The 24,109-nt window shown below is 69.4% G+C and carries 20 protein-coding genes; 12 read left to right on the top strand and 8 right to left on the bottom strand.

Annotated elements, in window-relative coordinates; genetic code table 11:
• Window positions 1–182: 182 nt before the first annotated feature.
• A complete protein-coding gene (locus ACLJOO_RS13260) occupies window positions 183–683 on the bottom strand; it encodes a DUF402 domain-containing protein (RefSeq protein ID WP_410788667.1) in 501 nt (166 codons plus the stop codon).
• 109 nt (window positions 684–792) lie between these two features.
• Between ACLJOO_RS13260 and dxs the strand changes: the two genes are divergently transcribed.
• The 5 genes from dxs (at window position 793) to ACLJOO_RS13235 (ending at window position 8,386) form a co-directional block, all read left to right on the top strand.
• Window positions 793–2,679 (top strand): 1-deoxy-D-xylulose-5-phosphate synthase, encoded by a 1,887-nt coding sequence (gene dxs, locus ACLJOO_RS13255; protein WP_410787278.1) that lies wholly within the window; start codon window positions 793–795, stop codon window positions 2,677–2,679.
• Window positions 2,680–2,688: 9 nt separating this feature from the next.
• Window positions 2,689–4,023, top strand: coding sequence for a hypothetical protein (locus ACLJOO_RS13250; protein WP_410787277.1), 1,335 nt, complete (start codon window positions 2,689–2,691; stop codon window positions 4,021–4,023).
• Between the two features lie 66 nt (window positions 4,024–4,089).
• Window positions 4,090–5,451, top strand: coding sequence for a hypothetical protein (locus tag ACLJOO_RS13245; protein ID WP_410787276.1), 1,362 nt, complete (start codon window positions 4,090–4,092; stop codon window positions 5,449–5,451).
• 87 nt (window positions 5,452–5,538) lie between these two features.
• Window positions 5,539–7,020 carry an amino acid permease gene (locus tag ACLJOO_RS13240; protein WP_410787274.1) on the top strand — a complete coding sequence of 494 codons (1,482 nt, stop codon included), beginning with the start codon at window positions 5,539–5,541 and terminating at the stop codon, window positions 7,018–7,020.
• A 61-nt stretch (window positions 7,021–7,081) separates the two neighbouring features.
• Window positions 7,082–8,386, top strand: coding sequence for a peptidase MA family metallohydrolase (locus tag ACLJOO_RS13235; protein WP_410787273.1), 1,305 nt, complete (start codon window positions 7,082–7,084; stop codon window positions 8,384–8,386).
• Between the two features lie 90 nt (window positions 8,387–8,476).
• Here ACLJOO_RS13235 and ACLJOO_RS13230 read toward each other — a convergent pair whose 3' ends face one another.
• Together ACLJOO_RS13230 and ACLJOO_RS13225 are read right to left on the bottom strand one after the other, a co-directional pair.
• Window positions 8,477–10,588: a 3-hydroxyacyl-CoA dehydrogenase NAD-binding domain-containing protein gene (locus tag ACLJOO_RS13230; protein WP_410787272.1), complete on the bottom strand. Its 2,112-nt coding sequence runs from the start codon at window positions 10,586–10,588 to the stop codon at window positions 8,477–8,479.
• The gene (locus tag ACLJOO_RS13225) at window positions 10,585–11,781 is read right to left on the bottom strand and encodes a thiolase family protein (RefSeq protein WP_410787270.1); all 1,197 of its coding nucleotides are present in this window, start codon (window positions 11,779–11,781) and stop codon (window positions 10,585–10,587) included. The genes ACLJOO_RS13230 and ACLJOO_RS13225 overlap by 4 nt, the downstream gene beginning before the upstream one ends.
• Before the next feature lie 167 nt (window positions 11,782–11,948).
• On the opposite strand from ACLJOO_RS13225, the gene ACLJOO_RS13220 reads away from it, so the two are divergent.
• The gene (locus ACLJOO_RS13220) at window positions 11,949–12,635 is read left to right on the top strand and encodes a hypothetical protein (protein ID WP_410787269.1); all 687 of its coding nucleotides are present in this window, start codon (window positions 11,949–11,951) and stop codon (window positions 12,633–12,635) included.
• A complete protein-coding gene (locus ACLJOO_RS13215; RefSeq protein ID WP_410787267.1) occupies window positions 12,632–13,123 on the top strand; it encodes a glutathione peroxidase in 492 nt (163 codons plus the stop codon). The genes ACLJOO_RS13220 and ACLJOO_RS13215 overlap by 4 nt, the downstream gene beginning before the upstream one ends.
• Here ACLJOO_RS13215 and ACLJOO_RS13210 read toward each other — a convergent pair.
• Together ACLJOO_RS13210 and ACLJOO_RS13205 are read right to left on the bottom strand one after the other, a co-directional pair.
• Complete coding sequence (locus tag ACLJOO_RS13210) at window positions 13,120–14,376, bottom strand: ribonuclease D (protein WP_410787266.1); 1,257 nt, start codon at window positions 14,374–14,376, stop codon at window positions 13,120–13,122. The genes ACLJOO_RS13215 and ACLJOO_RS13210 overlap by 4 nt on opposite strands.
• A complete protein-coding gene (locus tag ACLJOO_RS13205) occupies window positions 14,373–14,975 on the bottom strand; it encodes a DUF3000 domain-containing protein (protein WP_131462042.1) in 603 nt (200 codons plus the stop codon). The genes ACLJOO_RS13210 and ACLJOO_RS13205 overlap by 4 nt, the downstream gene beginning before the upstream one ends.
• A 114-nt stretch (window positions 14,976–15,089) precedes the next feature.
• Between ACLJOO_RS13205 and hemE the strand changes: the two genes are divergently transcribed.
• The 5 genes from hemE to ACLJOO_RS13180 are packed head-to-tail and all read left to right on the top strand — an operon-like array spanning window position 15,090 to window position 19,116.
• Entirely contained in the window at window positions 15,090–16,151 is a 1,062-nt protein-coding gene (gene hemE, locus ACLJOO_RS13200; RefSeq protein WP_410788666.1) for a uroporphyrinogen decarboxylase, read from the top strand.
• The gene (locus ACLJOO_RS13195) at window positions 16,138–16,641 is read left to right on the top strand and encodes a GNAT family N-acetyltransferase (protein ID WP_410787265.1); all 504 of its coding nucleotides are present in this window, start codon (window positions 16,138–16,140) and stop codon (window positions 16,639–16,641) included. The genes hemE and ACLJOO_RS13195 overlap by 14 nt, the downstream gene beginning before the upstream one ends.
• Window positions 16,638–18,047: a protoporphyrinogen oxidase gene (gene hemG / locus ACLJOO_RS13190; RefSeq protein ID WP_410787263.1), complete on the top strand. Its 1,410-nt coding sequence runs from the start codon at window positions 16,638–16,640 to the stop codon at window positions 18,045–18,047. The genes ACLJOO_RS13195 and hemG overlap by 4 nt, the downstream gene beginning before the upstream one ends.
• Window positions 18,044–18,739 (top strand): hydrogen peroxide-dependent heme synthase, encoded by a 696-nt coding sequence (gene hemQ / locus ACLJOO_RS13185; RefSeq protein WP_410787262.1) that lies wholly within the window; start codon window positions 18,044–18,046, stop codon window positions 18,737–18,739. The genes hemG and hemQ overlap by 4 nt, the downstream gene beginning before the upstream one ends.
• Window positions 18,739–19,116, top strand: a complete 378-nt coding sequence (locus tag ACLJOO_RS13180) for a VOC family protein (RefSeq protein ID WP_410787261.1) — start codon at window positions 18,739–18,741, stop codon at window positions 19,114–19,116. The genes hemQ and ACLJOO_RS13180 overlap by 1 nt, the downstream gene beginning before the upstream one ends.
• On the opposite strand, the gene ACLJOO_RS13175 is transcribed toward ACLJOO_RS13180, so the two are convergent.
• The 3 genes from ACLJOO_RS13175 to ACLJOO_RS13165 form a co-directional block, all read right to left on the bottom strand.
• Entirely contained in the window at window positions 19,113–21,152 is a 2,040-nt protein-coding gene (locus ACLJOO_RS13175) for an AAA family ATPase (RefSeq protein ID WP_410787260.1), read from the bottom strand. The genes ACLJOO_RS13180 and ACLJOO_RS13175 overlap by 4 nt on opposite strands.
• A gap of 63 nt (window positions 21,153–21,215) precedes the next feature.
• On the bottom strand, window positions 21,216–21,641 hold the full coding sequence (gene msrB / locus ACLJOO_RS13170; RefSeq protein ID WP_410787258.1) for a peptide-methionine (R)-S-oxide reductase MsrB: 426 nt from the start codon (window positions 21,639–21,641) through the stop codon (window positions 21,216–21,218).
• A gap of 62 nt (window positions 21,642–21,703) precedes the next feature.
• Complete coding sequence (locus ACLJOO_RS13165; RefSeq protein ID WP_410787257.1) at window positions 21,704–24,088, bottom strand: lamin tail domain-containing protein; 2,385 nt, start codon at window positions 24,086–24,088, stop codon at window positions 21,704–21,706.
• Window positions 24,089–24,109: the final 21 nt, after the last annotated feature.

The following is a 24,109-nucleotide window of genomic DNA, read 5'->3' as shown; positions in this document are numbered from 1 at the left end:
AGTCAGCCGCAAGCCCAGCGAGGAGCCCGACGACCCTGCAACTTGCTGCAACTTTGCTCTGAGGAGTGGACCGATCGCGGAATGCGACGGAGCATGGTGGGGTGCCGGCCCAGAGGTCGTCATCGTGACCGGCTCTCGTTGGTTCAGGGGGGCTCCTAGCCGACGGGAGCCGGTTGCCGCCCTCAGCGACCCAGCGCGCGGATCTGCTCGAGGTACGGCTTGTACGCCGTGACGAACGGTTCTGCCGTGGTGATGGTGGCGGCGAGGTGGTCGCAGGTCGCTCGAGCGGTGGCGATCACCTGGGGCGGGTAGTTGTAGCGGACCTGGTGTTCGTGGAACTCGTCCTCGTCCATCACATGCACGGTGCCGTCGCGGAGCAGGCGGATGTCGAGGTCGAGGTCGACGGCGGTGACCGAGTCGACGCCGAACTCGGCCGGCATCGTGATGTCGCAGTAGATCGCGGTCTGATGCGGCTCGTCGTTGAACAGCGCGCTCCACCACTGGCCGCGCGGGAACAGCCGGACCCGGTGGTGGTCGATCGTGGTCCAGCTGCCGTCGGCGCGCTGCCCGCGGGTACCAGGAGCGGAGCCGACCCACAGGCCGTGCTCGTCCTCGCCGAGCCGGACCGCCTCGACCAGCCGATGCGGCTGCCCGTCGTACTTCCGGAACAGGGTCCTCACCATCTCCACACCGATCACCCTAAGTGAGACCTACCACACCTCCGAACAGGGCACACCCGGCCGGCGTCTTGGAATATGGGAGCATTGGACGACGACCCGCGGGAGGAGCTCGATGCGCGTGCTGGAGACGGTGGAGGGTCCGGCGGACCTCAAGAAGCTGACCGATCAACAGCTGACCGATCTGGCGACCGAGATCCGGGACGTGCTGGTCGAGACGGTGACCCGCACCGGGGGTCACCTCGGCCCGAACCTCGGCATGGTCGAGATCACCCTGGCGATGCACCGGGTGTTCGACTCCCCGCGGGACCGGCTCCTGTTCGACATCGGCCACCAGGCGTACGTGCACAAGCTCGTCACCGGCCGGGCGCAGGAGTTCGGCACGCTCCGTCAGCAGGGCGGCCTGTCCGGGTACCCGAGCCAGGCCGAGTCCGAGCACGACGTGATCGAGAACTGCCACGCCTCGACGGCTTTGTCGTACGCCGACGGCCTGGCCAAGGCGTACCGGGTGCGCGGCGAGGACCGGCACGTGGTCGCGGTGATCGGCGACGGCGCGCTCACCGGCGGCATGGCCTGGGAGGCGCTGAACAACATCGCCGCCGCCAAGGACCTCAACCTCGTCATCATCGTCAACGACAACGGCCGGTCGTACAGCCCGACCGTCGGCGGCCTCGCGACCCACCTGACCAGCCTGCGCACCAACCCGCGGTACGAGAAGATCCTCGACCTGATCAAGAAGAACCTCGGCCGGACGCCGTACGTCGGCCCGCCGATGTACGAGGTGCTGCACGGCGTCAAGAAGGGCCTGAAGGACATGCTCGCCCCGCAGGGCATGTTCGAGGACCTCGGCCTCAAGTACGTCGGTCCCGTCGACGGTCACGACCGGCAGGCGCTCGAGGACGCGCTCCGCAACGCGAAGGCGTTCGGCGGACCGGTGATCGTGCACGCGGTGACCAAGAAGGGCTTCGGGTACGCCGCCGCCGAGCAGGACGAGGAGGACAACCTCCACCAGATCCGCCCGGTCAACAAGCCGCGCGGCTGGACGGACGTGTTCTCCGACGAGCTGATCAAGATCGGCCACCGGCGGCCGGACGTGGTGGCGATCACCGCGGCGATGCTGCACCCGACCGGGCTCGCGCCGTTCGCGGAGGAGTTCCCGGACCGGATCTTCGACGTCGGGATCGCCGAGCAGCACGCGGTGACCAGCGCCGCCGGCCTCGCGATGGGCGGCCTGCACCCGGTCGTCGGGCTCTACTCGACGTTCCTCAACCGTGCCTTCGACCAGCTGCTGCTGGACGTCGCACTGCACAAGTGCGGCGTGACGTTCGTCCTCGACCGTGCGGGTGTCACTGGTGATGACGGCCCGACCCACAACGGCATCTACGACATGTCGCTGGCCAACCTCGTCCCCGGACTGCGCCTCGCCGCGCCGCGGGACGGCAAGCGGGTCCAGGAGCTCCTGAACGAGGCCGTCGAGGTCGACGACGCCCCGACCGTACTGCGGTACGCGAAGGGCGAGGTGTTCCCGGACATCGAGGCGATCGACCACGTCGGGCAGATCGACGTACTCCACCGATCCGGCAAGGACGTGCTGCTGGTCGGCATCGGAGCGATGGCGGCGACCGCGATGGATGTCGCGCAGCGCCTGGAGGCGCACGGTTTCGGCGTCACCGTGGTCGACCCGCGCTGGGTGAAGCCGGTGAACCCGCAGCTGGTCGAGCTGGCCAAGGACTTCGAGCTGGTCGCCACGATCGAGGACAACGGCCGCGCGGGCGGCTGCGGCACGATGATCGCCCAGGCCCTCCGTGACGCCGGCGTCGAGACACCGTTCCGCGACTTCGGCGTGCCGCAGGAGTTCCTCGAGCACGCCAAGCGCGCCGCCGTACTGCAGGCGATCGGGCTCACCGGCCAGGAGGTGGCCCGGGAGATCACCGAGCAGCTCACACAGCACGCGGAAGCTCTCAGCGAGCCGGACACCGCCGGCGACCGCCCGGGTACGTAGCAGGGGACCGTGGCTGAGGCAGGGCGACACAGCCGCCACGCGGCCGCGCGCCGGCGATCGCGCGTCTGGCCGGTCCTGCTGTCGCTCGTCCTGGTAGCGGTCGCGGTGGCCGGTGGTCTTGCCCTGCACCGTTCGAGCCAGACCGACGGTCGCGCTGCCGACGCCGCCACCAGTACGCCGACGGTCGACCAGGCCGCGCGGTCCGCGGCCGTGGACCAGGTGCTGCAGCGCCGCTCGCAGGCCGTCCTGGCCGGCAACGAGCAGGCGTTCCTCGCCGACGTCGACCCCGGCAACAAGCGGCTCGTCACGAGCCAGCGCACCCTGTTCACGAACCTCCGCCAGTTCGGTTTCGCGAAGCTGACCTACCAGCAGCTGGCCCAGCAGTACGACGATACGATCGCCCAGAAGCACGGTCCGTCGACGTACCTCGTGGCCGTCGCGATGACGTACCAGATCCGCGGCATCGACCTGGTCCCGGTCCGCGCGATGCTCGGCTACACCTTCACGCAGCGGCCGAACGGCACCTGGATGCTGGTCTCCGACTCCGACCTGGACAAGCGCCTGCCGCGCGGATCCCACCAGGAGGCGTGGGACATGAGCGCGGTCCTCGTGAAGCGCGCCGCACGCGTTCTCGTGGTCGTCGAGAAGGGCCAGGACGCCCTCGCGGACAAGTTCGTCACGATGTCGCTCAGTGCGGTGAAGGCAGTCTCGAAGAGTTGGCCAGGCGGCTGGAACGGCTCCGGCGTGGTGATCGCGCTCGACGACAAGATGGTCCGCGGCGCCGACTACACGCAGCCGAAGAACGCCGAGGACGCGCTCGCGATGGCGACCTGGGTGTACCGCACGCTGCCCGGCGAGGTCACCGGCGAGGGGCAGCGCGCCGACTCGTACGTCGTCGTGAACCCGCACAACCGGAACAAGGTCGACGCCCGCACGCTGGCCCACGAGTTCACCCACGTCGCCACCGCGCCGTACGGCCCGTACGCGCCACGGTGGCTCGTCGAGGGCGCCGCGACGTACGTCGAGTTCCTGCCGATGGACGGGCAGAAGGACCTGGCGATCACGCAGTACCGGCTGGACGTGCGGACGAAGTACCTCGCGAAGGCGAAGAGCCTGCCCGCCGACGCCACGTTCTTCGACCAGGCCGACAGCTCGTACCCGTTGTCCTGGCTCGCGCTCGACTACCTGTTCACGCGGTTCGGCGGCGTCGAGGTCGGCACGCTGTACCGCGAGCTGGCCTCGCTCGGATCGACCCAGAAGGAACGTGACCGGATCATGCTCGAGCACGTCGGGATGACCGAGGCGGGACTTTTCCGCGCGCTCAAGGCCGCAGCGGCAGCGTAAAGCGGCGAGCGTCGAGTAGGGTAGCCCGGCTGCAACGATCGGGTACTCGGAGGAGAACGACCCGAAGTGAGTGCGACGACGCCCAATGACGGGCTGCCTGCCGGTCCCCGCCGCTGGTTAGGACTGGTGCTGGCGGTTGCCCTGGTGTCGGGCGGCGTCGTCTACACCGTTGAACAGCGCGAGCAGGACGCCCGTGAGCGGACCGTCGCCACGCAGACCGCCTCGCCGACGCCTGCACCGCCGAAGGCCACGAAGCCGTCCCGGATCGCCGCCGCGGTCGCCGCCCGGCGGGTCGCGATCGACACCATCCTGCTCCGCCGCGCCCAGGCCGTGCAGACCGGCAACGAGGCGCAGTTCTTGGCCAACGTCGACCCGGCCAACAAGAAGCTCCGCGCCGCGCAGAAGATCCTGTTCGCGAACCTGGTCGAGATCGGCTTCACCGAACTCGGCTACAGCCAGGCCGAGGAGCGCTTCAACCCGGACATCCTCAAGGCGCACGGCGGTACGACGTACCTGGTCCGGATCCTGATGCGGTACCAGATTCCCAAGGTCGACTTCACGCCGGTGACGACCGAGCTCGGCTACACGTTCATCGCCCGCGGCGGCCGCTGGCTGCTCACCGCGGACGACGAACTCGACGACGACCTCGGGCCGGGCGCGCATCGCGAGGCCTGGGACCTCGGCCGGATCGAGGTGCAACGCGGTCCGCGCGTCCTCGTCGTCGTGGAGAAGGGCGACACGACCCGCGGCCGGGCGATCGCCACCGAGGCGGCCGAGGGGCTGCACGAGGTCGCGACGTACTGGCCGTTGAAGTGGACCGGCGCGGTGTTCGTGATCGCGCTCGACGAGACCGAGGTCCGCGACGCCAAGTTCGCCGACGAGGACATCGAGTCCGCGGCGAGCACCGGTACGGCGTTCTCCTCGCTGCCCGGTCAGGACACCGCCGACGGCACGGTCGCCGGCGGGTACGTCGTGATCAACCCGAACGAGCGCGACCGCGTCGACGAGATCCTGCTGTCGCACGAGATCACCCACGTCGCGACCGCGCACCTCGGCGGGTACGAGCCGCTGTGGCTGGCCGAAGGCGCCGCGGAGTACGTGTCCTGGCGCGGGATCGAGGCCGTCAGCGGACCGGGCGAGGTCGGCAAGTGGGAGCAGGAGGTCATCGACGACGCCATACCGCAGCTGACCGCGTTGCCGAGCGACCTGGGCTTCTACCAGAACTCCGCCGACGTGTACGGCGTCAGCTGGCTGGCGGTCCGCCTTCTCGTGCAGCGGATCGGACTCGGCCAGGTCGAGGAACTGTACGAGGACATGGCGCGCAACGGCACCGACCAGGCGTCCCGCGACCGCATCCTGCTGAGTCGCACCGGGCTCACCGAGGCGACGTTGTGGACGTCACTCACGACATACCGACCCCAACGCTGAGTGGCGGTTTGACCTCGCGCTGTCAGAGGAGCAATCTCGAATGGGTTCCGTCCGCGTCTTTCAATAAGACACAGTCGAGGAGGCGTAATGAGTCTTGTGCGGAAGAAGACGATCGAGCAGTCGATCGCCGACACCGACGAGCCGGAGTACCAGCTGAAGAAACGCCTCACCGCGGTCGATCTGACCGTCTTCGGCATCGGCGTCATCATCGGTGCCGGCATCTTCACCCTGACCGGCCGCGCGGCCAAGCTGTACGCCGGTCCGGGGATCGCACTGTCCTTCGTGCTGGCCGCCGTCTGCTGCGCGCTGGCCGCACTGTGCTACGCCGAGTTCTCGTCCACCGTGCCGGTGTCGGGTTCGGCGTACACGTTCTCGTACTTCTCGCTCGGTGAGATCTTCGCCTGGATCATCGGCTGGGACCTGCTGCTCGAGTTGATGCTCGGGGCAAGCGTCGTGGCGCAGGGCTGGTCGACGTACGCCGCCTTGTTCCTCGACCAGATCGGGTTGGGCTGGCCGTCGTCGATCGGACCGGACAGCAACGTCAACGTGCTGGCGATGCTGCTGGTCCTGGTGCTGGCGACACTCGCGACCATCGGCATCAAGGAGTCGCTGCGCGTCAACCTGGTGCTGGTCGCGATCAAGCTGTTCGTGGTGCTGTTCGTGATCATCGCCGGCCTGTTCTACATCAAGGGCTCGAACCTGACGCCGTTCATCCCGCCGAGTGTCGAGACTCCGGACGCGGGGGTCACCATCACCACGCCGCTGTTCCAGGCGCTGTTCGGGTTCACGCCGTCGACGTTCGGCGTGATGGGCCTGGTGTCGGGCGCCTCGCTGGTGTTCTTCGCGTTCATCGGGTTCGACGTGGTCGCGACCACGGCCGAGGAGGCCAAGAACCCGCAGCGCGACCTGCCGCGCGGCATCATCGGCTCGCTGGCCATCTGCACGGTCCTCTACGTGCTGGTCTGCATCGTCATCACCGGCATGGTGAAGTACACCGACATCAGCGGTGAGGCCGCGCTCGCGGAGGCGTTCCGCTCCGTCGGCCGCGGTGGCTTCGCGACACTCATCTCGGCCGGTGCGGTCGCCGGTCTGACCACCGTCGTACTGACCCTGATGATCGGCGCCGCGCGCGTCGTGTTCGCGATGAGCCGCGACCACCTGATGCCCCGGCAGCTCGGCAAGACGCACCCGAAGTGGGGTACGCCGTACCGCCTGACGATCGGCATCGGCGTGGTCGTCGCGATCGTGGCCGGGGTGACCCCGATCGGCAAGCTCGAGGAGATGGTGAACATCGGCACGCTGGCCGCGTTCACCCTGGTGTCGATCGCGGTGCCGCTGCTGCGCAAGAGCCGCCCCGACATCCAGCGCTCGTTCCGGGTGCCGGGCAGCCCGGTGGTCCCGATCCTGGCGGCGCTGATCTGCCTGTACCTGATGCTGAACCTGTCGCTGGAGACCTGGCTGCGGTTCGCGATCTGGATGGTGCTCGGCTTCGTCATCTACGGCCTGTACGGCTACCGGAAGAGCCGCGTCGGCCTGGAGCAGAGCACGGGCGAAGTCCAGAAGGCCTGATTCTGGTCCCCGGGACGGTCGGCTGCGGTTAGGATCAGCCGACCGTCCGAGGGGGACACCAATGAATCACCCGAAACGCCTGTACGCAGGCGTTGCCGCGCTGGCGCTCACCGCGTCCGGCGCGGTTGTCGCTGTCCGGGCCTGGCGCGGCGACGCTGCATCCGGCACCAGCGTGCTCGCCGTGCGGGCGACGACGCCCAGTACGACGCCTGGACAGCTCACCGCTTCGCAGAAGGCCGCCCGCAAGAAGGCGCTGGACGTGATCCTGGCCCGACGGTCGGATGCCGTGCTCAAGGGCGATCTGAAGGGGTTCCTGGCCTCGATCGACCCGAAGCAGACCGAGCTTGTCGCGCGGCAGCGGATGCTGTTCACGAACCTGCGGAAGTTCGGGTTCAGCACGCTGCAGTACTTCACCGCCGACGGGTTCGATGCGGTGCCGGCCCTGGTCGAGAAGTTCGGGGCGACGGCGTTCTCGACGCGGGTGATGATGCGGTACCAGATCTCCGGGCTGGATCCGCGGCCCGTGCAGACCGATCTCGGGTACACCTTCGCGCCGCGGGTCGGGTCCTGGGTGCTCGTCGACGATACCGGGATCGACGAGTTGCTGACCGAGGCCGGGCACCGCCAGCCGTGGGACTTCGACGAGGTCCAGGTGGTACGGCGGGGCACGGTCGTCGTGGTCGTCGACAAGCGCGAGGCGAGCCTCGGCACGAAGGTCGCGAAGGTCGCGGAGAAGGCCGTGACGTCGGTCCGCAAGCACTGGAAGCGTCCGTGGAACGGGGCGGTGCTGGTCGTGGCGATGCCGCAGGAGCGGGTGATGTCGACGCTCTGGACCGCCGGCAGCGGCGACGGCTGGACGATCGCGGCGAAGGCCGTGACGCTGTTCGAGGGGGAGCAGCTGGGCAAGCCGATCGGGCGTCCGATCGGTAGTCGGATCGTCGTGAACCCGGCGTTTCGCAAGAAGCTCGACAAGGATCTGCTCGTGCACGAGATGACGCATGTGGCGACGGCGACCCTGGGCCTCAACGCCCCGATCTGGGCGGTCGAAGGCCTCGCGGAGTATGTTCGTTGCCGGTCGATCGAGGACGATCCGCACTGGTCGGTCGACCCGTACCGCAAGCGCGTCCGGACGAAGTACCTGTCCAACCTGAAGGCGCTCCCCAGCTACACCGTCTTCGCCGACGACGCCGACCAGGCCTACGGAACCAGCTGGTGGATCGTCGAATACCTGGCCGACAAACTAGGCGAAAAGAAACTCGCCACCCTCTACGTCGACCTAGCCCAACACGGCGAGGCGGTCCTGAAAAAGGACACCGGCCTGACGGCAGCCCAGATAGTCGCAGGAGCCAAGAAGTTCAAGGGATAGAAGCCCCCGCCCCTCGCCTCGGTCGGGGCGGGGTGGGGTTTGTGCTGGGGGCCGGACCGGGCTTCCGGCTCCGGACCGACCCCCAGCGGATCAGGTGAGGCCGGCGACGCCCTTGGGGAGGAAGCGGGTGCCGTTGACCTTCTCTGCGATTCCGGAGCGGTCGAGGTACGGGGTGATGCCGCCGAGGTGGAAGGGCCAGCCGGCGCCGAGGAGGAGGCAGAGGTCGATGTCCTGGGCCTCGGCCACCACGCCTTCGTCGAGCATGATCTTGATTTCTTCGGCGAGGGCGGTGAGGACGCGGGTGCGCAGTTCGTCGGCGGTGGACGGCTTGTCGCCGACCGCCACCAGGGCCTCGACCTCCGGGTCCACGACCGGCTTGCCCTCCGGCCAGATGTAGAACGAGCTCTTGCCCGCGGCGACGACCTTCGCCAGGTTCTCCGACACTGCGAACCGCTCCGGGTACGCCCGGTTCATCGTCTCCGCGACGTGCAGGGCGACCGGCAGTCCGACCAGCTGGAGCAGGACGAACGGAGGCATGGGGAGGCCGAGAGCGGAGAGGGCACGATCAGCTTCCGGGATCGGCGTACCTTCGTCCACCGCCGCGCTGACCTCACCGAGGAAGCGGGTCAGCAGCCGGTTGACGACGAACGCCGGCGCGTCCTTGACGAGCACGCAGGACTTCTTCAGCTTCTTGCCGACCGCGAACGCCGTCGCGAGCGTCGCGTCGTCGGTGCGGTCCGCGCGGATGATCTCCAGCAGCGGCAGCACCGCGACCGGGTTGAAGAAGTGGAACCCGACGACCCGCTCCGGGTGCTCCAGATCCGCCGCCATCTCCGTCACCGACAACGACGACGTGTTGGTGGCCAGGATCGCGTCCGGCCGGATGATCTTCTCCAGGTCGGCGAAGATCGTCTTCTTCAGCTGCAGCTCCTCGAACACGGCCTCGATCACGAAGTCCGCGTCCGCGAACACTGAGCGGTCGACCGACCCGGTGACCAGTGCCTTCAGCTGGTTTGCCTTGTCCTGGCGCAGACGGCCCTTCGCGAGCAGCTTGTCGATCTCCCCGTGCACGTACCCGACGCCGCGGTCCACGCGCTCCTGGTCGAGGTCCGTCAGGACGACGGGAACCTCGAGCCGCCGCGCGAACAGCAGCGCCAGCTGACCCGCCATCAGACCCGCGCCGACGACACCGACCTTCGAGACCGGCCGCGCCAGCGACTTGTCCGGCGCGCCGGCCGGCCGCTTGGCCCGCTTGTTCACCAGGTCGAATGCGTAGAGGCCGCTGCGCAGCTCCTCGCTCATGATCAGGTCGGCGAGCGCCTCGTCCTCGGCCGCGAAACCACGGTCCCGGTCGTTGTCGCGAGCGGCCGCGATCAGGTCCAGCGCCCGGTACGGCGCCGGCGCCGCGCCACTGACCTTGAGATCGGCAAAGGCCTTGCCCCGGGCAACCGCCGCGTCCCACGCATCTCCACGGTCGATCGAAGCGCGCTCAACAGCCACGGAGCCCGTCAGGACCTTCGAGGCCCAGATCAGCGACTGCTCGAGGAAGTCCGCCGACTCCAGCAGTACGTCGCCGATGGCGAGCTTCACCGCCTCCGGCCCGCTGAGCATCTTGTTCTGGTTCAGGGCGTTCTCGACGACGACCTTCACCGCGTTGTCGGCGCCGATCAGGTTCGGCAGCAGGAAGTTGCCGCCCCAGCCCGGGATCAGGCCGAGGAAGACCTCGGGCGTCGACAGCATGCCCGCGGCCACCGACACGGTCCGGTAGGTGGCGTGCAGCGCGACCTCGAGCCCGCCGCCGAGCGCGACGCCGTTCACGAACGCGAACGACGGCTTGCCGCCGTCGACCAGCTTCCGCATCACGCCGTGCCCGATCTTGCCGAGCGCCAGCGCCTGCTCCCGGTCGGTCAGCTTCGGTACGCCGGTCAGGTCCGCGCCCGCGGCCAGGATGAACGGCTTGCCGGTGACACCGATCGCGACGATCTCGTCCCGCGCCAGCGCGGCGTCGATGGCCGCGTTCAGCGAGCCCAGGCCTTTCGGCCCGAAGGTGTTCGGCTTGGTGTGGTCGTGCCCGTTGTCCAGCGTGATGAGCGCCATCGTGCCGGCCTTGTTCGGCAGTACGACGTCCCGCGAGTGGGCCAGCGTGACGACCTCGTCGGTCGAGAGCGCCGACGCGCTGTCGATCAGTTCCTGCAGGCTCACTTCTGACCCTCCCAGTTCGGGTTCTCCCAGATGACCGTTCCACCCATGCCGAGGCCGACGCACATCGTCGTCAGGCCGTAGCGGACCTCGGGCTTGAGCTCGAACTGCTTGGCCAGCTGGGTCATCAGCCGGATGCCGGACGAGGCCAGCGGGTGACCGTAGGCGATCGCACCGCCGTACGGGTTGACCCGCGGGTCGTCGTCGGCGATGCCGTAGTGCTCCAGGAACGCCAGCACCTGGACCGCGAACGCCTCGTTGACCTCGAAGGCCTGGATGTCGTCGATGGTCAGGCCGGCCAGCTTCAGCGCCTTCTCGGTCGCCGGTACCGGCCCGAAGCCCATCACCTCGGGCTCGACGCCGACGAAACCGTAGGAGACCAGCTTCATCTTCGGCTTCAGGCCGAGCTCCTCGGCGGCCTCGGCCGACGTGATCAGCGCGGCGGTCGCGCCGTCGTTGATCCCCGCGGAGTTGCCTGCCGTGACCCGGCCGTGCGGACGGAACGGGGTCTTCAGCTTGGCCAGGTCCTCCATCGTTGTGCCCGGGCGCATCGGCTCGTCGGTGGTGGCGTAGCCCCAGCCGAGCTCGGCCGAACGCGTGGCGATCGGCACCAGGTCGGGCTGGATCAGGTCGTTCGCGTAGGCCTTCGCGGCGCGCTCCTGGGAGGCGACCGCGAACGCGTCGGCGCGCTCCTTGGTGATCGACGGGAACCGATCGTGGAGGTTCTCCGCGGTCGACCCCATCACCAGGGCCGAGGTGTCGACCAGCTTCTCGGAGATGATCCGCGGGTTCGGGTCCACACCCTCGCCCATCGGGTGCCGGCCCATGTGCTCGACACCGCCGGCCACGACCACGTCGTATGCGCCGAACGCGATCCCGGCGGCGGTGGTGGTGACGGCGGTCATCGCGCCGGCGCACATCCGGTCGATCGCGTAGCCGGGCGTGGTGTTCGGCAGGCCGGCCAGCAGCGCGGCGGTCCGGCCGATGGTCAGGCCCTGGTCGCCGATCTGGGTGGTGGCCGCGATCGCGACCTCGTCCACACGTTCCGGGGGGAGACCCGGGTTCCGCCGCAGCAGCTCCCGGATGCACTTGATCACCAGGTCGTCGGCGCGGGTCTCGGCGTACTGGCCCTTGGCCTTGCCGAACGGGGTGCGAACGCCGTCGACGTACACGACATCGCGGATCTCACGGGGCACGAGGGCCCTCCTTGGGGGTCGGGAAAGCTACCCCGATGCTACCCGTCGGTAACAGAACCGCCAAAGTACCCACGCCTGTGCGTCGGCTCACAAAGCTGTTACCCGTGGCAATGCGGCGCGAATGGGCGCATGCTGGTCTCCAAGGTCCGCGTTACTGGAGTTGTTCCATGAACAATCTTGATCTGTCCGTGCCGGTCCTGAGCCGGGGGAAGCATCGCAGCCCGCGTAAGGGCGCCTGCTTCATGGAGTTCGCGTCCTACCTGGCCGGTGAGCCGTGGTCGGACCATCCGTCCTGCACGCATGCGCTGCTGGCCGGCGTCGCGCGCGACGTCAACGACTGCACGACCGACTCCGGCCGGTCCCGGCTGGCTCCGTTGATCCCGTCGGTGATCGGCCTGACCCCGGATGACCCGCACGTCGTACCGCGGGTGACCGCGCGCTGCATCCAGCACGCGCTGCCGGTCGTCTCGCAGGAACGCCAGTACATCCTGGCCGTCGCCTTGCTGGTGGGGGAGAAGCAGCTCGCGCTGCTCGACGGCCGCCCGCCCGACGACATCGAGCCGCAGTCCCTCGCGGTGCTGGAGGCGGTCCCGTCGGCGACGAAGTGGGCGCGGTCTTTCACCAACCGCACACGCCGCGCGAACCCCGACTTCGCCCGCCGTACGGCGCCACGCGCGGTCTCGTGCGCGGTCGAGGGCATCTCGCAGGCCTGCGTACCGGATCCGGACGACCGCCTGTACCAACTCCTCCTCGACGCCATCGCCGAGACCAAGGCCTGGGTGCCCCAGCCGCAACCCCAGCCGAGACCGGTGCCTGAGAGTGTTCAGACGGAGGCCGTACGCTTCACCGTATGAGCCTGTATGACATTCCGCTGACCACTCTGTCCGGTGCATCGACCTCGCTCGGCGAGTACAAGGGCAAGGCTGTGCTGGTTGTGAACGTGGCGTCGAAGTGTGGTCTGACGCCGCAGTACGAAGGCCTGGAGAACCTGCAGAAGAAGTACGCGTCCCGCGGCTTCACCGTGCTGGGCGCCCCGTGCAACCAGTTCGGCGGCCAGGAGCCCGGCACCGCCGAGGAGATCGACACCTTCTGCTCCACGACGTACGGCGTGACGTTCCCGATGCTCGACAAGCTCGAGGTGAACGGCGAAGGCCGGCACCCGCTGTACGACGAGCTCACCCAGACCCCCGACGCCGAAGGCGAATCCGGCGACATCCAGTGGAACTTCGAAAAGTTCCTGATCACCCCGGAGGGCACCGTCGCCGCCCGCTTCCGCCCCCGCACCGAACCGGAGTCGGAAGAGGTAATCACCGCCATCGAGGCCCAACTCCCGAAGCGCTAGTCGAGGGGTTTCTTCGCCTCGGAGGTCATTGCTGCGGCGAGGACTTCCGAGGTGAGGGCGATTTGCCAGTCGCGGGCGTGGTGGTCGCGGAGGAACGTTGTGACCACTTCAAGGCTGACATCCGGGGGCGGGGACCAGGCCAGGCGGCGGATCGTGTCCGGGGCCAGCAGGTTCTCGGTCGGGAGGCGGTGGGCCTCGGCGATTTCGGCGACGGCGGTGCGGGCGGCCGACAGGCGGGCGGCGGCGTCGGGGTCGCGGTCGGCCCAGGCGCGGGCCGGGGGCGGGCCGTCGTACCTCGGGCCCTGCTTGGGGAGTTCGGAGTCGGGGAGTTTGCGGGCGTGGTCGATCGCTTCCCACCAGGTCCGCATGTGGCGGTGGGCGCCGCGGCCTTTGAAGGCGGTGAGCTTCTGCAGCGTGTCGCGGTCGGTCGGCATCGCGGACGCGGCCTCGACGATCGCGGCGTCCGGCAGCACGCGGCCGGGGGAGATGTCGGCGGACTCGGCGATCTGGTCGCGGGCCTCCCACAGCGCCCGGACGACGGCCAGGCTGCGGCGGTTCCGGACGCGGTGCATACCCGACGTACGGCGCCACGGGTCCGGCTTCGGCTCCCGCGGGGGAGCGTCCAGGATCGCGGCGAACTCCTGCTGCGCCCAGTCCCACTTGCCTTCGCGGCGCAGTTCCTGCTCGATCGCGTTCCGCAGCTCGATCAGCATCTCGACGTCCAGGGCGGCGTACACCAGCCAGGGCGCCGGGAGCGGCCGGGTCGACCAGTCGGCCGCGGAGTGCTCCTTGCGCATCCGATAGCCGAGTACTTCGCTCACGAGCGAGGCGAGTCCGACCTTCGGGTACCCGAGCAGGCGGCCGGCCAGCTCGGTGTCGAAGACCTGCCGCGGCACCATCCCGACCTCGGCCAGGCAGGCCAGGTCCTGGTTCGCGGCGTGGATGATCCACTCGGTGTCGACGATCGCGTCGCCGAGCGCGGACAGGTCGCCGAACGGGATCGGGTCGACGAGCGCGGAGCCGGAGCCCTCACGGCGCAGCTGGACGAGGTACGCGCGGTGCGAGTAGCGGTAGCCGGACGCGCGCTCGGCGTCGACAGCCACCGGACCCGTGCCAGACCGGAACGCCTCGACGGTGTCGGTGAGCGCGGGGTCGGAGTCGATCACCTCCGACAACCCGTCCCTGAGTTCCAGCAGGGGCAGGTTCGCGATGGGGTCGTCCGGGGCGGACGGCTGGGTGTCAGCTGGGCTCATCGGCCCCGCTGTCCACGCCGGGTCGGCATCGCGACCACCCCCGGCGGCACCGGCGGCAGTCCGGCCGCCGTACACAGCACCTCGCCCCACGCCTCGGCGTGCCGGGTCACGTCCACCAGTCCACCGGGGCCGGGCACGGGACTCCAGGACGCGCGGATCTCGATCTCCGCCGTCGCGTCGTCGTCGGCCATGCCGCCGAAGCTCTCCGATACCACCCTGGTGACGGTACCGCTCGGGGCCAGGAAGTCGGCACCGCGGTCCGCCAGGGCCTCCATCAGCCAGGTCCAGCCCACGCCGCCGAGCAGCGCGTCGGTCACCATCTCCGGTTCGACGGCGGCGCGCACGTATGCGACACAGCGGAAGGTCGACTGCCAGGCGTCGTTCCCGGCCGGGTCGTAGAGGACGACCAGACGGCCGGTGGCGATATCGTCACCGTCGACCGTCACGTCGGCGCTGACCGCCGCCGCATGCGGTGCGATCCGCTGCGGTGCGGGCATCTCCTCGACGAAAACCTCGGGCCGGAACCGGGCACCTCGTAACTGCGAGACTGCCTCGGCGAACTCCGCGGGTGGCGCGTCGACCTGCTTGCGGGCACCCATGTCGGCAGCCTACGACTGATTACTCACCGACGCTTGTTTAGACGCGCCGGTAACAGGCGGTGTCTGACCGGCGCACGGCCCTTCGGACCCGCGTGGGATCATCTGTGTGTGCCTCTGACGCCCGCTCCGCTGGACCGTTCGCCGTACCTGCTCGCCGCCCGGGGTGAGCAGGTGCCGCATACTCCGGTGTGGTTCATGCGTCAGGCGGGGCGCGCGTTGCCCGAGTACCGCAAGGTGCGCGAGGGCATCACGATGCTCGAGTCCTGTATGCGTCCCGACCTCGTCGTCGAGATAACGCTGCAACCGGTCCGCCGTTACGGCGTCGACGCGGCGATCTTCTTCTCCGACATCGTCGCCCCGCTCCAGTTCGCCGGTTACGACATCGAGATCAAGCCCGGCATCGGCCCGGTGGCGGCGGACCCGATCCGGGACGCCGCCGGGGTCGCGGCGGTCCGCCCGGTCACCGCGGCCGACGTGCCCTTCACCACCGAAGCCATCCAGCAGCTCGTCTCCGAGCTCGGCGGTACGCCGTTGATCGGGTTCGCCGGCGCCCCGTTCACGGTCGCGTCGTACCTGGTCGAGGGCGGGCCCAGCAAGGACTTCGCCAAGACCAAGGCGATGATGCACGGCGACCCGTCGCTGTGGCACTCGCTCGCCGACCGGCTGGCCGATGTCGCGATCGCGTACCTCGCGGTGCAGGTCGAGGCCGGCGCGTCCGCGATCCAGTTGTTCGACTCGTGGGCCGGCGGGTTGTCGCCGCGGGACTACGAGCGGTTCGTGCAGCCGCACTCCGCGAAGGTGTTCGAGGCGCTCAAGGAGTACGGCGTACCGCGGGTGCACTTCGGCGTGAACACCGGTGAACTGCTCGGTCTGATGAGCGAGGCCGGGGCCGATGTCGTCGGCGTCGACTGGCGCGTCCCGCTCGACGAGGCGGTACGTCGGGTTACTGCCGCCGGGGGCGTCCCGAAGCCGGTGCAGGGCAACCTCGACCCGGCCCTGCTGTTCACCGGGTGGGAGACGATCGAGCCGGAGATCGACCGGATCCTCGCCGAGGGCAAGGCGGCGCCCGGTCATATCTTCAACCTCGGCCACGGCGTCCCGCCGAACGCCGATCCCGAGGTGTTGCAGCGGATCACGCAGTACGTCCAGGCGAAGTCGGCCCATGTACCTGCCTGACCACGACGTCACCCTGGAGCCGCTGCGACCGGATCACGCGGACGCAGTCCTCGCCTTCGAGCGGGAGAACCGGGAGTACTTCGCCTCGTGGGTGTGGGACCGCGGCGACGAGTTCTTCACGGACTACGCGACTCGGTACGCCGCGCTGCTCGCCGAGCAGGAGGCCGGCGTCTGCCGTTTCCACGTGCTGGTCGACGGCTCCGGAGCAGTGGTCGGCCGGGTGAACCTGATGGATCTCGAGAACGGGTCGGCCGAGCTCGGCTACCGGATCGCCGAGAAGTGGGCCGGGAAGGGCCTCGCGACGGCTGCGGTGCGAGCGCTGATCGAGCTTGCGCCGACCTACGGGCTGACCGCGCTCTCGGCCGGGGCCTCGAACCACAACGGCGCCTCGCAGGCGGTGCTGACGCGCACCGGGTTCCGGCCAGTGGGCAGCAGCAGCACCGACCTCGGGCCGGGCACGAAGTACGAGTTGACCTTGGAGAACGTGTGAACCGGGTCGTTGTGGTCGGTGGCGGGATCAGTGGACTGGCGGCGGCGTATGCGCTCGCGACCGGGCCGAATCCGCCGCGGATCACGGTCCTCGAAGGGTCGCCGCGGCTCGGCGGGAAGCTGGCCGGGGACGCGATCGAGGGCGTGCCGGTCGACCTGGGCGCCGAGTCGGTGCTGGCACGGCGCCCGGAGGCGGTCGAGCTGATCCGGGCCGTCGGGCTCGGGGACGACCTGGTGCATCCGGCAACGACCTCGGCCGGGCTGTGGGTCGGCGACCGGATCCGCGCGATCCCGCCGACTGTGATGGGCGTCCCGGTCGATCCGGCCGCGACCGCCGACGTCCTCGGGAACGCGGCCGCCGAGCAGGTCGCGCACGAGGCCGAGCTGCCCGCGCCCGCGCTGACGGAGGACGTGGCGATCGGGCGGTTCGTCGCCGAGCGCATGGGGTCCGCGGTGACCGACAAGCTGATCGACCCGCTGCTCGGCGGGGTGTACGCCGGGAAGGCCGAGGAGATCTCGCTCGCCGCCGCCGTGCCCGACCTGTACGCGAAGCTGCGGACCGCGCCGAGCCTGCTCGCCGCCACGGCCGAGCTGCGCGAGCTGGGTCAGAAGCGCGCCGGCCAGCAGGTGTTCGCCGGCATCGTCGGCGGCATCAACCGCCTGATCGGCGCCCTCGAGCAGGACCTGGCCGCCCGCGGCGTCGAGATCCGCACCAAGCTCGCCGTACGCCGGATCTCGCGGACCGCCGACGGGTTCGAGCTGGAGGCGGGACCGGTGCCCGCGCCGACGTACCTCTCGGCGGATGCGGTCGTGGTCGCCGTACCGGCCGCTCCGGCCGGGCGGATGCTCAAAGAGCTGGCGCCCGCGGCATCGGCCGAGCTGGCGGCGGTGGAGTACGCGAGCATGGCGATCGTCACGCTCGCCGTCCGGAAGCGGGACTGGCCGTCGGAGGCCGCCGGGTCCGGGTTCCTGGTGCCGTCCGTGGAGGGCCGGACGATCAAGGCGTCGACGTACTCGCACGCCAAGTGGGCGTGGTCCGGGGAGGCCGGGGGAGAGCTCGCGGTACTGCGTGCCTCGGTCGGGCGGCTCGGCGAGGAGTACGTGCTGCAGCGGTCCGACGAAGAGCTCGTACAGCTTGCGATGGCCGACCTGAAGCAAGCAATCGGGCTCCAGGCGCCTCCAGTTGGTTCGTTGGTGACGCGGTGGGGCGGCGGTCTTCCGCAGTACGCCGTCGGGCACCTGGATCGCGTCGCCCGGGTGGAGGCCGCGGTGGCCGGCGTACCCGGGCTGGCGGTCTGCGGGGCGGCGTACCGGGGTGTCGGGATCGCCGCGTGTGTGGCCTCGGGTGGCAAGGCGGCCACCCGGGTGCGGGAACACCTGAACGCATTGGAGACAATGAAGTCGTGACTGGTAAGCCGAAAGCCCGTGAGCTCAACGACGTCATCCGCTACACCCTCTGGTCGGTGTTCAAGGTCGAGACGCCGCTCGGCGACGTCGACCGGGACGAACTGACCGCCGAGCTCAACGACCTGGTCGGGAAGCTCGCCGCCGACGACGTGGTGATCCGCGGGTTCTACGACGTCGAAGGCTTCCGGGCGGACGCCGACTTCATGATCTGGTGGCACGCGCCGACGTCGGACGCACTGCAGAAGGCCTACCACCAGTTGCGCCGTTCGCGGCTCGGGCGGCACCTGGTGCCGGTCTGGTCGCAGTTCGCGCTGCACCGGCCGGCCGAGTTCAACAAGAGCCACATCCCGGCGTTCCTGGCCGACGAGGAGCCGCGGCCGTACATCTGCGTGTACCCGTTCGTCCGGTCCTACGAGTGGTACCTGCTGCCGGACGAGGAGCGCCGGTTCATGCTCGCCGAGCACGGCAAGATGGCGCGCACCTACCCGGACGTGCGGGCGAACACCGTGGCGTCGTTCGCGCTCGGCGACTACGAGTGGATCCTCGCGTTCGAGGCCGACGAGCTGCACCGGATGGTCGACCTGATGCGCGACCTGCGCGCGTCGACGGCTCGCCGGCACGTCCGCGAGGAGATCCCGTTCTACACCGGCAAACGCGCAGAAATCAGCGAACTGATCGCTAACCTGGTGTGATGCATCGCAAGGCCTTCCCGGTGCTGTACGTCGCCGACGTCCGCCGATCCGTCGAGTTCTACACGCTCCTCGGCTACGAACCGACGTACCAGTTCCCGCTGGAGGGCGACCCGCACTACGTCGGCCTGGAGCGCGGCGAGTCGTCCCTCGGCCTGTCCGACGCCAACTGGCCCGAGGCCCAGCTCGGCATCACGGTCGGTACGGCGCCGCGCTTCGAGCTGTTCGTGTACGTCGACGACGTCGACGCGGAGGTGGAACGCTTCCGCGCGGCCGGCCACCCGATCCTGCAGGAGCCGGCCACGATGCCGTGGGGCGAACGCCAGGCGTACCTCGCCGATCCCGAGGGCAACCCGGTAGCGCTCGCGACCCCGGTTTAGGTTCCCGGCTTCTGCAGCAGGTAGTCCTCGGCGCGCATCGACGTCGGCGGCCGGACGTCGGACGGGATCAGCTCGCGCAGGTCCCGCTCGGTGAGCTTGTCCGGGTCGCTGGCCGACAGCCGGGTGGCCTGGTTGGAGACGGCCTCCTCGAGCACGTTCCGGATGAAACGGCCGTTACCGAAGCTGTGGCCACGCGGCGCGGGCGGGATGACGGCGCGGACCTTGTCCAGGACTTCCTCGCCGTAGATCATGCCCTTCTGCCGGGCCTGCAACTCGAAGATCGCGACCAGCTGGTCGGTGTCGTACTCGCTGAACGACAGCAGCTTCGGGAACCGGGACTGCAGACCGGTGTTCGACTCCATGAACCGCTGCATCTCGCGGTGGTACCCGGCGACGATCACGATGCAGTCGTTGCGGTGGTCCTCCATCAGCTTCAGGACCGTCGCGACCGCTTCCAGGCCGTAGTCGCCCGGCGTGTTCTCAGGCGTCAGGCTGTACGCCTCGTCGATGAACAGCACACCGCCGAGCGCCTCGCGGAACTTGGCCGCGGTCATCGGCGCGGTCGAACCGACGCCGGCGCCGACCAGGTCGGAGCGGTCGACCTCGACCACGTGACCCTTCTCCAGGACGCCGAGCTGGTGGTAGATCCGGCTGAGCAGACGGGCGATCGTGGTCTTCGCCGTACCGGGCTTGCCGACGAACACCATGTGCCGCGCGCGCTCGTGACTCGGCAGCCCGAGCTCGGTGCGGCGGAGGTTCGTCTTCACCTCGGCGACCATCCGGCGGACCGCGTCCTTCACCGACTCCAGGCCGATCAGCGAGTCGAGCTCGGCGAGCGGGTTGTCGCTGAAGTCGAGCGGCTTCGGCAGCGGATCGTCGAGCGTGCCGCCTTCCGCTGCTGCGGCGGCGTTCTCGTCTTCATCCTGCTTGACGTTCATCCAGGCGGCCGAGAGCGAGGCCTCCTGGTTCGCCGCGGCCTTGTTCTCGAGGGCGCTCCAGCGCTCCCGGTCGAGCATCCGGAACAGCGTGGTCAGGTCCGGGACCTCCGGCTCCGGCCACGGCGCGCGATTGAGTACCCCGGACAGGTGTACGCCGACCCGCGCGGCGGCGGCGCCCCAGGACCGGGCGAGCGGCGCCTGGCCGTTGCGGATCGCGCGGGACATCCACTGGTTGACGTGGCCGTGCCAGGTCTGCAGCGAGAAGGTCGGGTCGATCTCCTGGAGCGCCTTGTGTACGTCGATCGCGGAGTCGCCGAGGATGCTCGCGACGGACTGCGGGATACCGCGCAGCCCGGTGGCCAGGATCAGCTCCGCCAGCACCTGCGCGAAGTCGCCGGCGTACTCGTCCGGGCTCAGCATCAGCATCCGGGCGTGCGTGTCCCGGACCGCGTTCAGCGAGTAGCGCAGCGCGGCCGTGGGGCCGGCGAGCTCGGGGAGTACGGCGCGCTCGGGGTCCGTGAGCGCCTCGGTACGCCAGTACTTCGCGATGTCGTCGTACTCGCCGGTGACGTGCAGTTCGGTGATCTCACGGTTGGCCAGGACGCGGTCGAACGCGGCGGTGAGTGCCGTGGCGCGGGCTGCCATCGGGGGAGCATCGACGAACAGCGCCGCGACGTTGCGGGACAGCTGCAGGGCGTGCCTGCGCCCGTTCTCGCGGAAACCACGGGCGCCGGCGATCGCCTGCAGGTGCCAGTCGGTCGGCGCCGAGTAGATCACGTGGCCGCTGCCGCCGAGGCGAGAGGACGGCCGGTAGAACTCGTGGGTCAGCTCGGTGGACAGGTCGGCGTACTCACCGTGCAGGACCGGGATCCAGCCGGTCAGCAGCGGAGCGACCTGATGGGTGTACCAGACCGCGGCGGGCGTGCCCTTCACGAAGTCCGGGAACGCCTCGGGGCGCAACGGCCGCAGCGCCTCGGGATCGTCGGCCCACGCCTTGAGCTGCACCCGGACACGCGTCAGCCACTCGCCCGGCACCTCCCATGGCTCCTCCGCCGCCAGCACATCGAGAACCCGCGGACTACGGACGTCGTCAGCCACCAATTTCCTTCCCCAGGATCCACCAGCCGACCCAGTCTAGAACCCGACCGGGCAACTCGCTGGTCAGGCGGGGTCGGCCGGGGTGAGGGTGAGGCTGATGCTGTTGATGCAGTAGCGGAGGTCGGTGGGGGTGCCGTAGCCCTCGCCTTCGAAGACGTGGCCGAGGTGGGAGCCGCAGTTGGCGCAGCGGACCTCGACGCGCTTCATGCCGAGGTCGTGGTCCTCGATGTACTCCACCCGGTCCTCGGCGAGCGGCGCGAAGAACGACGGCCAGCCGCAGTGCGAGTCGAACTTGGTCTCGCTCCGGAACAGCTCCGCGTCACAGGCCCGGCACTTGTACACGCCGACCGTCTTGGTGTCGGTGTACTCACCGACGAACGGCCGCTCGGTGCCGGCCTGGCGCAGCACGTGGAACTCGGCGGGGGAGAGCTCGGCCTTCCACTCCGCGTCGGATTTCTGTACGGCGTACTGCTTGGTGTCATCTGTCACGAGTCAAGTATCGGCGACCGGGCAAGGAAAACCCCGCCCGGCCGCCGTACGTAAGACTCCGGTTACCGCACCCAGGACGGTAGCGGGATCAGTTTCACCACCTGCGGGTCGTGGTCGGAGATCTGGTCCGGGAACTCCGCGTTCATGTGCACGACGTCGTACGCCGACGCCGGCCGCAGGTTCTGCGAGATCAGGATCTGGTCCAGGATCTGGCTGTTGCCCTCGAACACGTAGCTGTACCGCTCCGGCAGCGGCAGCGTCCGCGGCAGGTCGATCAATGCGGTCTTGCCCGAGCCGACCAGGATGTCCGCGGTCTCCGACCAGTCGAAGTCGTTCAGGTCACCGAGGACGACGACGTTCGCGCCCTTGTCCTTGGCCAGGATCTGGTCCACGAACCCGCGCACCGAGGCGGCCTGCTGGTGCCGCTTCGCCGCGGTCACCTGCACCGGCGGTTGGAAGCGGCCCCACAGCGGGTTGTCGCCGCCCTTCGAGCTGAAGTGGTTCACGACCACGAACACGGTCTGCCCGTGCCACTTGAACTCGCCCGCGAGCGGCACCCGGGTGGCGGCCCAGGCCGGGTTCGCCGGGTCGATCCGGCCCGGCGAGGCGCTCAGGTGCGGCATGCCGCGGCGGTCCGTGACGATCGTGGTCGGCGTCGTCGAGGTCCCGCCGGGAGTGTCGACGAACTTCACTGCCTTGTCCGTCCGGTACAGGAACGCGACCCGGATGTTGCCGCCCGGCTCACCGCCCTCCTGGTTGTTCACGGGGTCGATCTGCTTCGCGGCGTACTGCGGTCCGCCCGCCTCCACGATCGCCGCCGTCAGCAGACCGAGCGTCTTGTCCGCGGACGTGTCGCCGGAGTTGACCGCGCCGTCGTCGTCCTGGACCTCCTCGAGACCGAGGATGTCCGGCGACGCGAGGTTGTGCACGATCGCCTGGGCCAGCCCCTTGAACTTGGCCTCGCCGTCGGACGGGTCCAGGTTCTCCACGTTGAACGTCGCCACCGACAGCTGCACCGGCGACGAGGCCTTGGTCGTCTCGCGCTTGACCCCGCCGTCGATCACGGTCGGCGTCGTGGTCGGCAGCAGCTTGAAGTTGCCGAACGAGTAGTCGAGGACACCCGTCACCACCCCGGCCAGTTTGTCGCCGGTCTTCGCGTCCGGGATCGTAGTCAGTACGTCGTCCAGCAGCACCCGCTCCGGGTTGCTGTCGGTCTTCTGCAGCAGGATCCCGCCGCGCACCGTCCGTACGCCCGCACCGGCCGGTACGACGGACAGCTCGCGGAACGAACTCGTCGGGCCGGTGACCTCCGGCTGGTCGATGCCCAGCCACATGCCCTCCAGCGACTCCCAGAAGTCGAGGCCGTCCTGCGCCGGGTCGAACGCCGTGCTGGTGGTCTCGACGTCACCGGACGAGTCGTTGTCGATGATGGTCGACGGCGGCACCCGGCCGCCCGGTCCGACGATCGTCGGCGCCGGTACGGCGGCGGTCCCGGTGACAGTGATCTTCGCGTTGGTCAGCTCGGTGGTCGTCAGGTTCGTCGTACCGCCGGAGCCGCCCGGGCGGAACTCGGCGACCGAGCCCTCGACCGTCACGGCGTCGCCCACGGAGACCGTCGGCGCGGTGCTGGTGAACACGAACAGGCCCTCGCTGGTGGCCGGGTCGGCGTCCGGCTGCGGGTCCTGGAACCAGAACCCGTTGCTGCCCTTCACCGTCACCACACCGGTGACGTTCGCGACCTTCTTGCCGTCCAACGGCGAACGGTGCGCAGCGCCCTGGATGTCGTGGATCTTCGCGTCCAACGGCGGCTCGGCCGGACCGCCGGTCAGCGTGCCCGGCGACGGGTTGCCCGCGACGAAGTCGGCGCTGTTGTTGTCGGTATCCTGCTTCGGGTCGGTCCGCGCGGCCGAGGTGGTGTTCGACAGGCCCGGCGCGGGCGCGGTCTCGGAGTCGCCCGCGGTGCCGTAGCCGACGTAGTCCTTGACGCCCGCATCCGCGTGGCAGGTGGCGCCGCAGGCGAGCGCGGTCTGGTTGGTGACCAGGGCGACCTTGCCGGCGGTCGCGGACATCGGGATCGTCCCGGTCACGTTCGGCGTCGGCATCGGCGCGCCGTTGGCGCCGCCGCCCTCCTGGACGAGGTACGCGGCACCGGGCGCGATGCTGCCGGTCAGCTTCGTGACCTGCCACGTCGAGCCGGCCGACGAGGCGTACTGGATCGACCAGCCGCTCACGTCGATCGGGGCCGAGCTGTTGTTGGTCAGCTCCACGAAATCGTTCGTGTACGGCGCGCCGCTGTTGCCGCCACCGCCGTACACCTCGGTGATGACCACGTCAGTGGATGCAGCGTCGGCAGGCCGGGCGACGAGTGCAGCAGCGCCGGCTAAGACGAGACTCGAAGTGACCACGAGAGCGCCCAGGCGGCGCCGTGATCGGTACAGGGCAGACATTCCCGGATTCTCACACCGGTA

This window comes from Kribbella sp. C-35, from assembly GCF_046549195.1.
Lineage (GTDB): Bacteria > Actinomycetota > Actinomycetes > Propionibacteriales > Kribbellaceae > Kribbella.
The sequence above is the reverse complement of the archived record's forward strand: the minus strand, read 5'-3'. Positions and strand labels throughout refer to the sequence as shown.

Bases quoted from the DNA above. Each gene is read 5' to 3' on its own strand.
- dxs (WP_410787278.1), top strand. From the start codon at position 793: ATGCGCGTGCTGGAGACGGTGGAGGGTCCGGCGGACCTCAAGAAGCTG.
- ACLJOO_RS13205 (WP_131462042.1), bottom strand. From the start codon at position 14,975: ATGGGTGCCCGCAAGCAGGTCGACGCGCCACCCGCGGAGTTCGCCGAG.
- ACLJOO_RS13180 (WP_410787261.1), top strand. From the start codon at position 18,739: ATGCATCGCAAGGCCTTCCCGGTGCTGTACGTCGCCGACGTCCGCCGA.
- ACLJOO_RS13235 (WP_410787273.1), top strand. From the start codon at position 7,082: ATGAATCACCCGAAACGCCTGTACGCAGGCGTTGCCGCGCTGGCGCTC.
- ACLJOO_RS13210 (WP_410787266.1), bottom strand. From the start codon at position 14,376: ATGAGCCCAGCTGACACCCAGCCGTCCGCCCCGGACGACCCCATCGCG.
- ACLJOO_RS13260 (WP_410788667.1), bottom strand. From the start codon at position 683: ATGGTGAGGACCCTGTTCCGGAAGTACGACGGGCAGCCGCATCGGCTG.
- ACLJOO_RS13165 (WP_410787257.1), bottom strand. From the start codon at position 24,088: ATGTCTGCCCTGTACCGATCACGGCGCCGCCTGGGCGCTCTCGTGGTC.
- ACLJOO_RS13215 (WP_410787267.1), top strand. From the start codon at position 12,632: ATGAGCCTGTATGACATTCCGCTGACCACTCTGTCCGGTGCATCGACC.
- ACLJOO_RS13195 (WP_410787265.1), top strand. From the start codon at position 16,138: ATGTACCTGCCTGACCACGACGTCACCCTGGAGCCGCTGCGACCGGAT.
- ACLJOO_RS13220 (WP_410787269.1), top strand. From the start codon at position 11,949: ATGAACAATCTTGATCTGTCCGTGCCGGTCCTGAGCCGGGGGAAGCAT.
- ACLJOO_RS13240 (WP_410787274.1), top strand. From the start codon at position 5,539: ATGAGTCTTGTGCGGAAGAAGACGATCGAGCAGTCGATCGCCGACACC.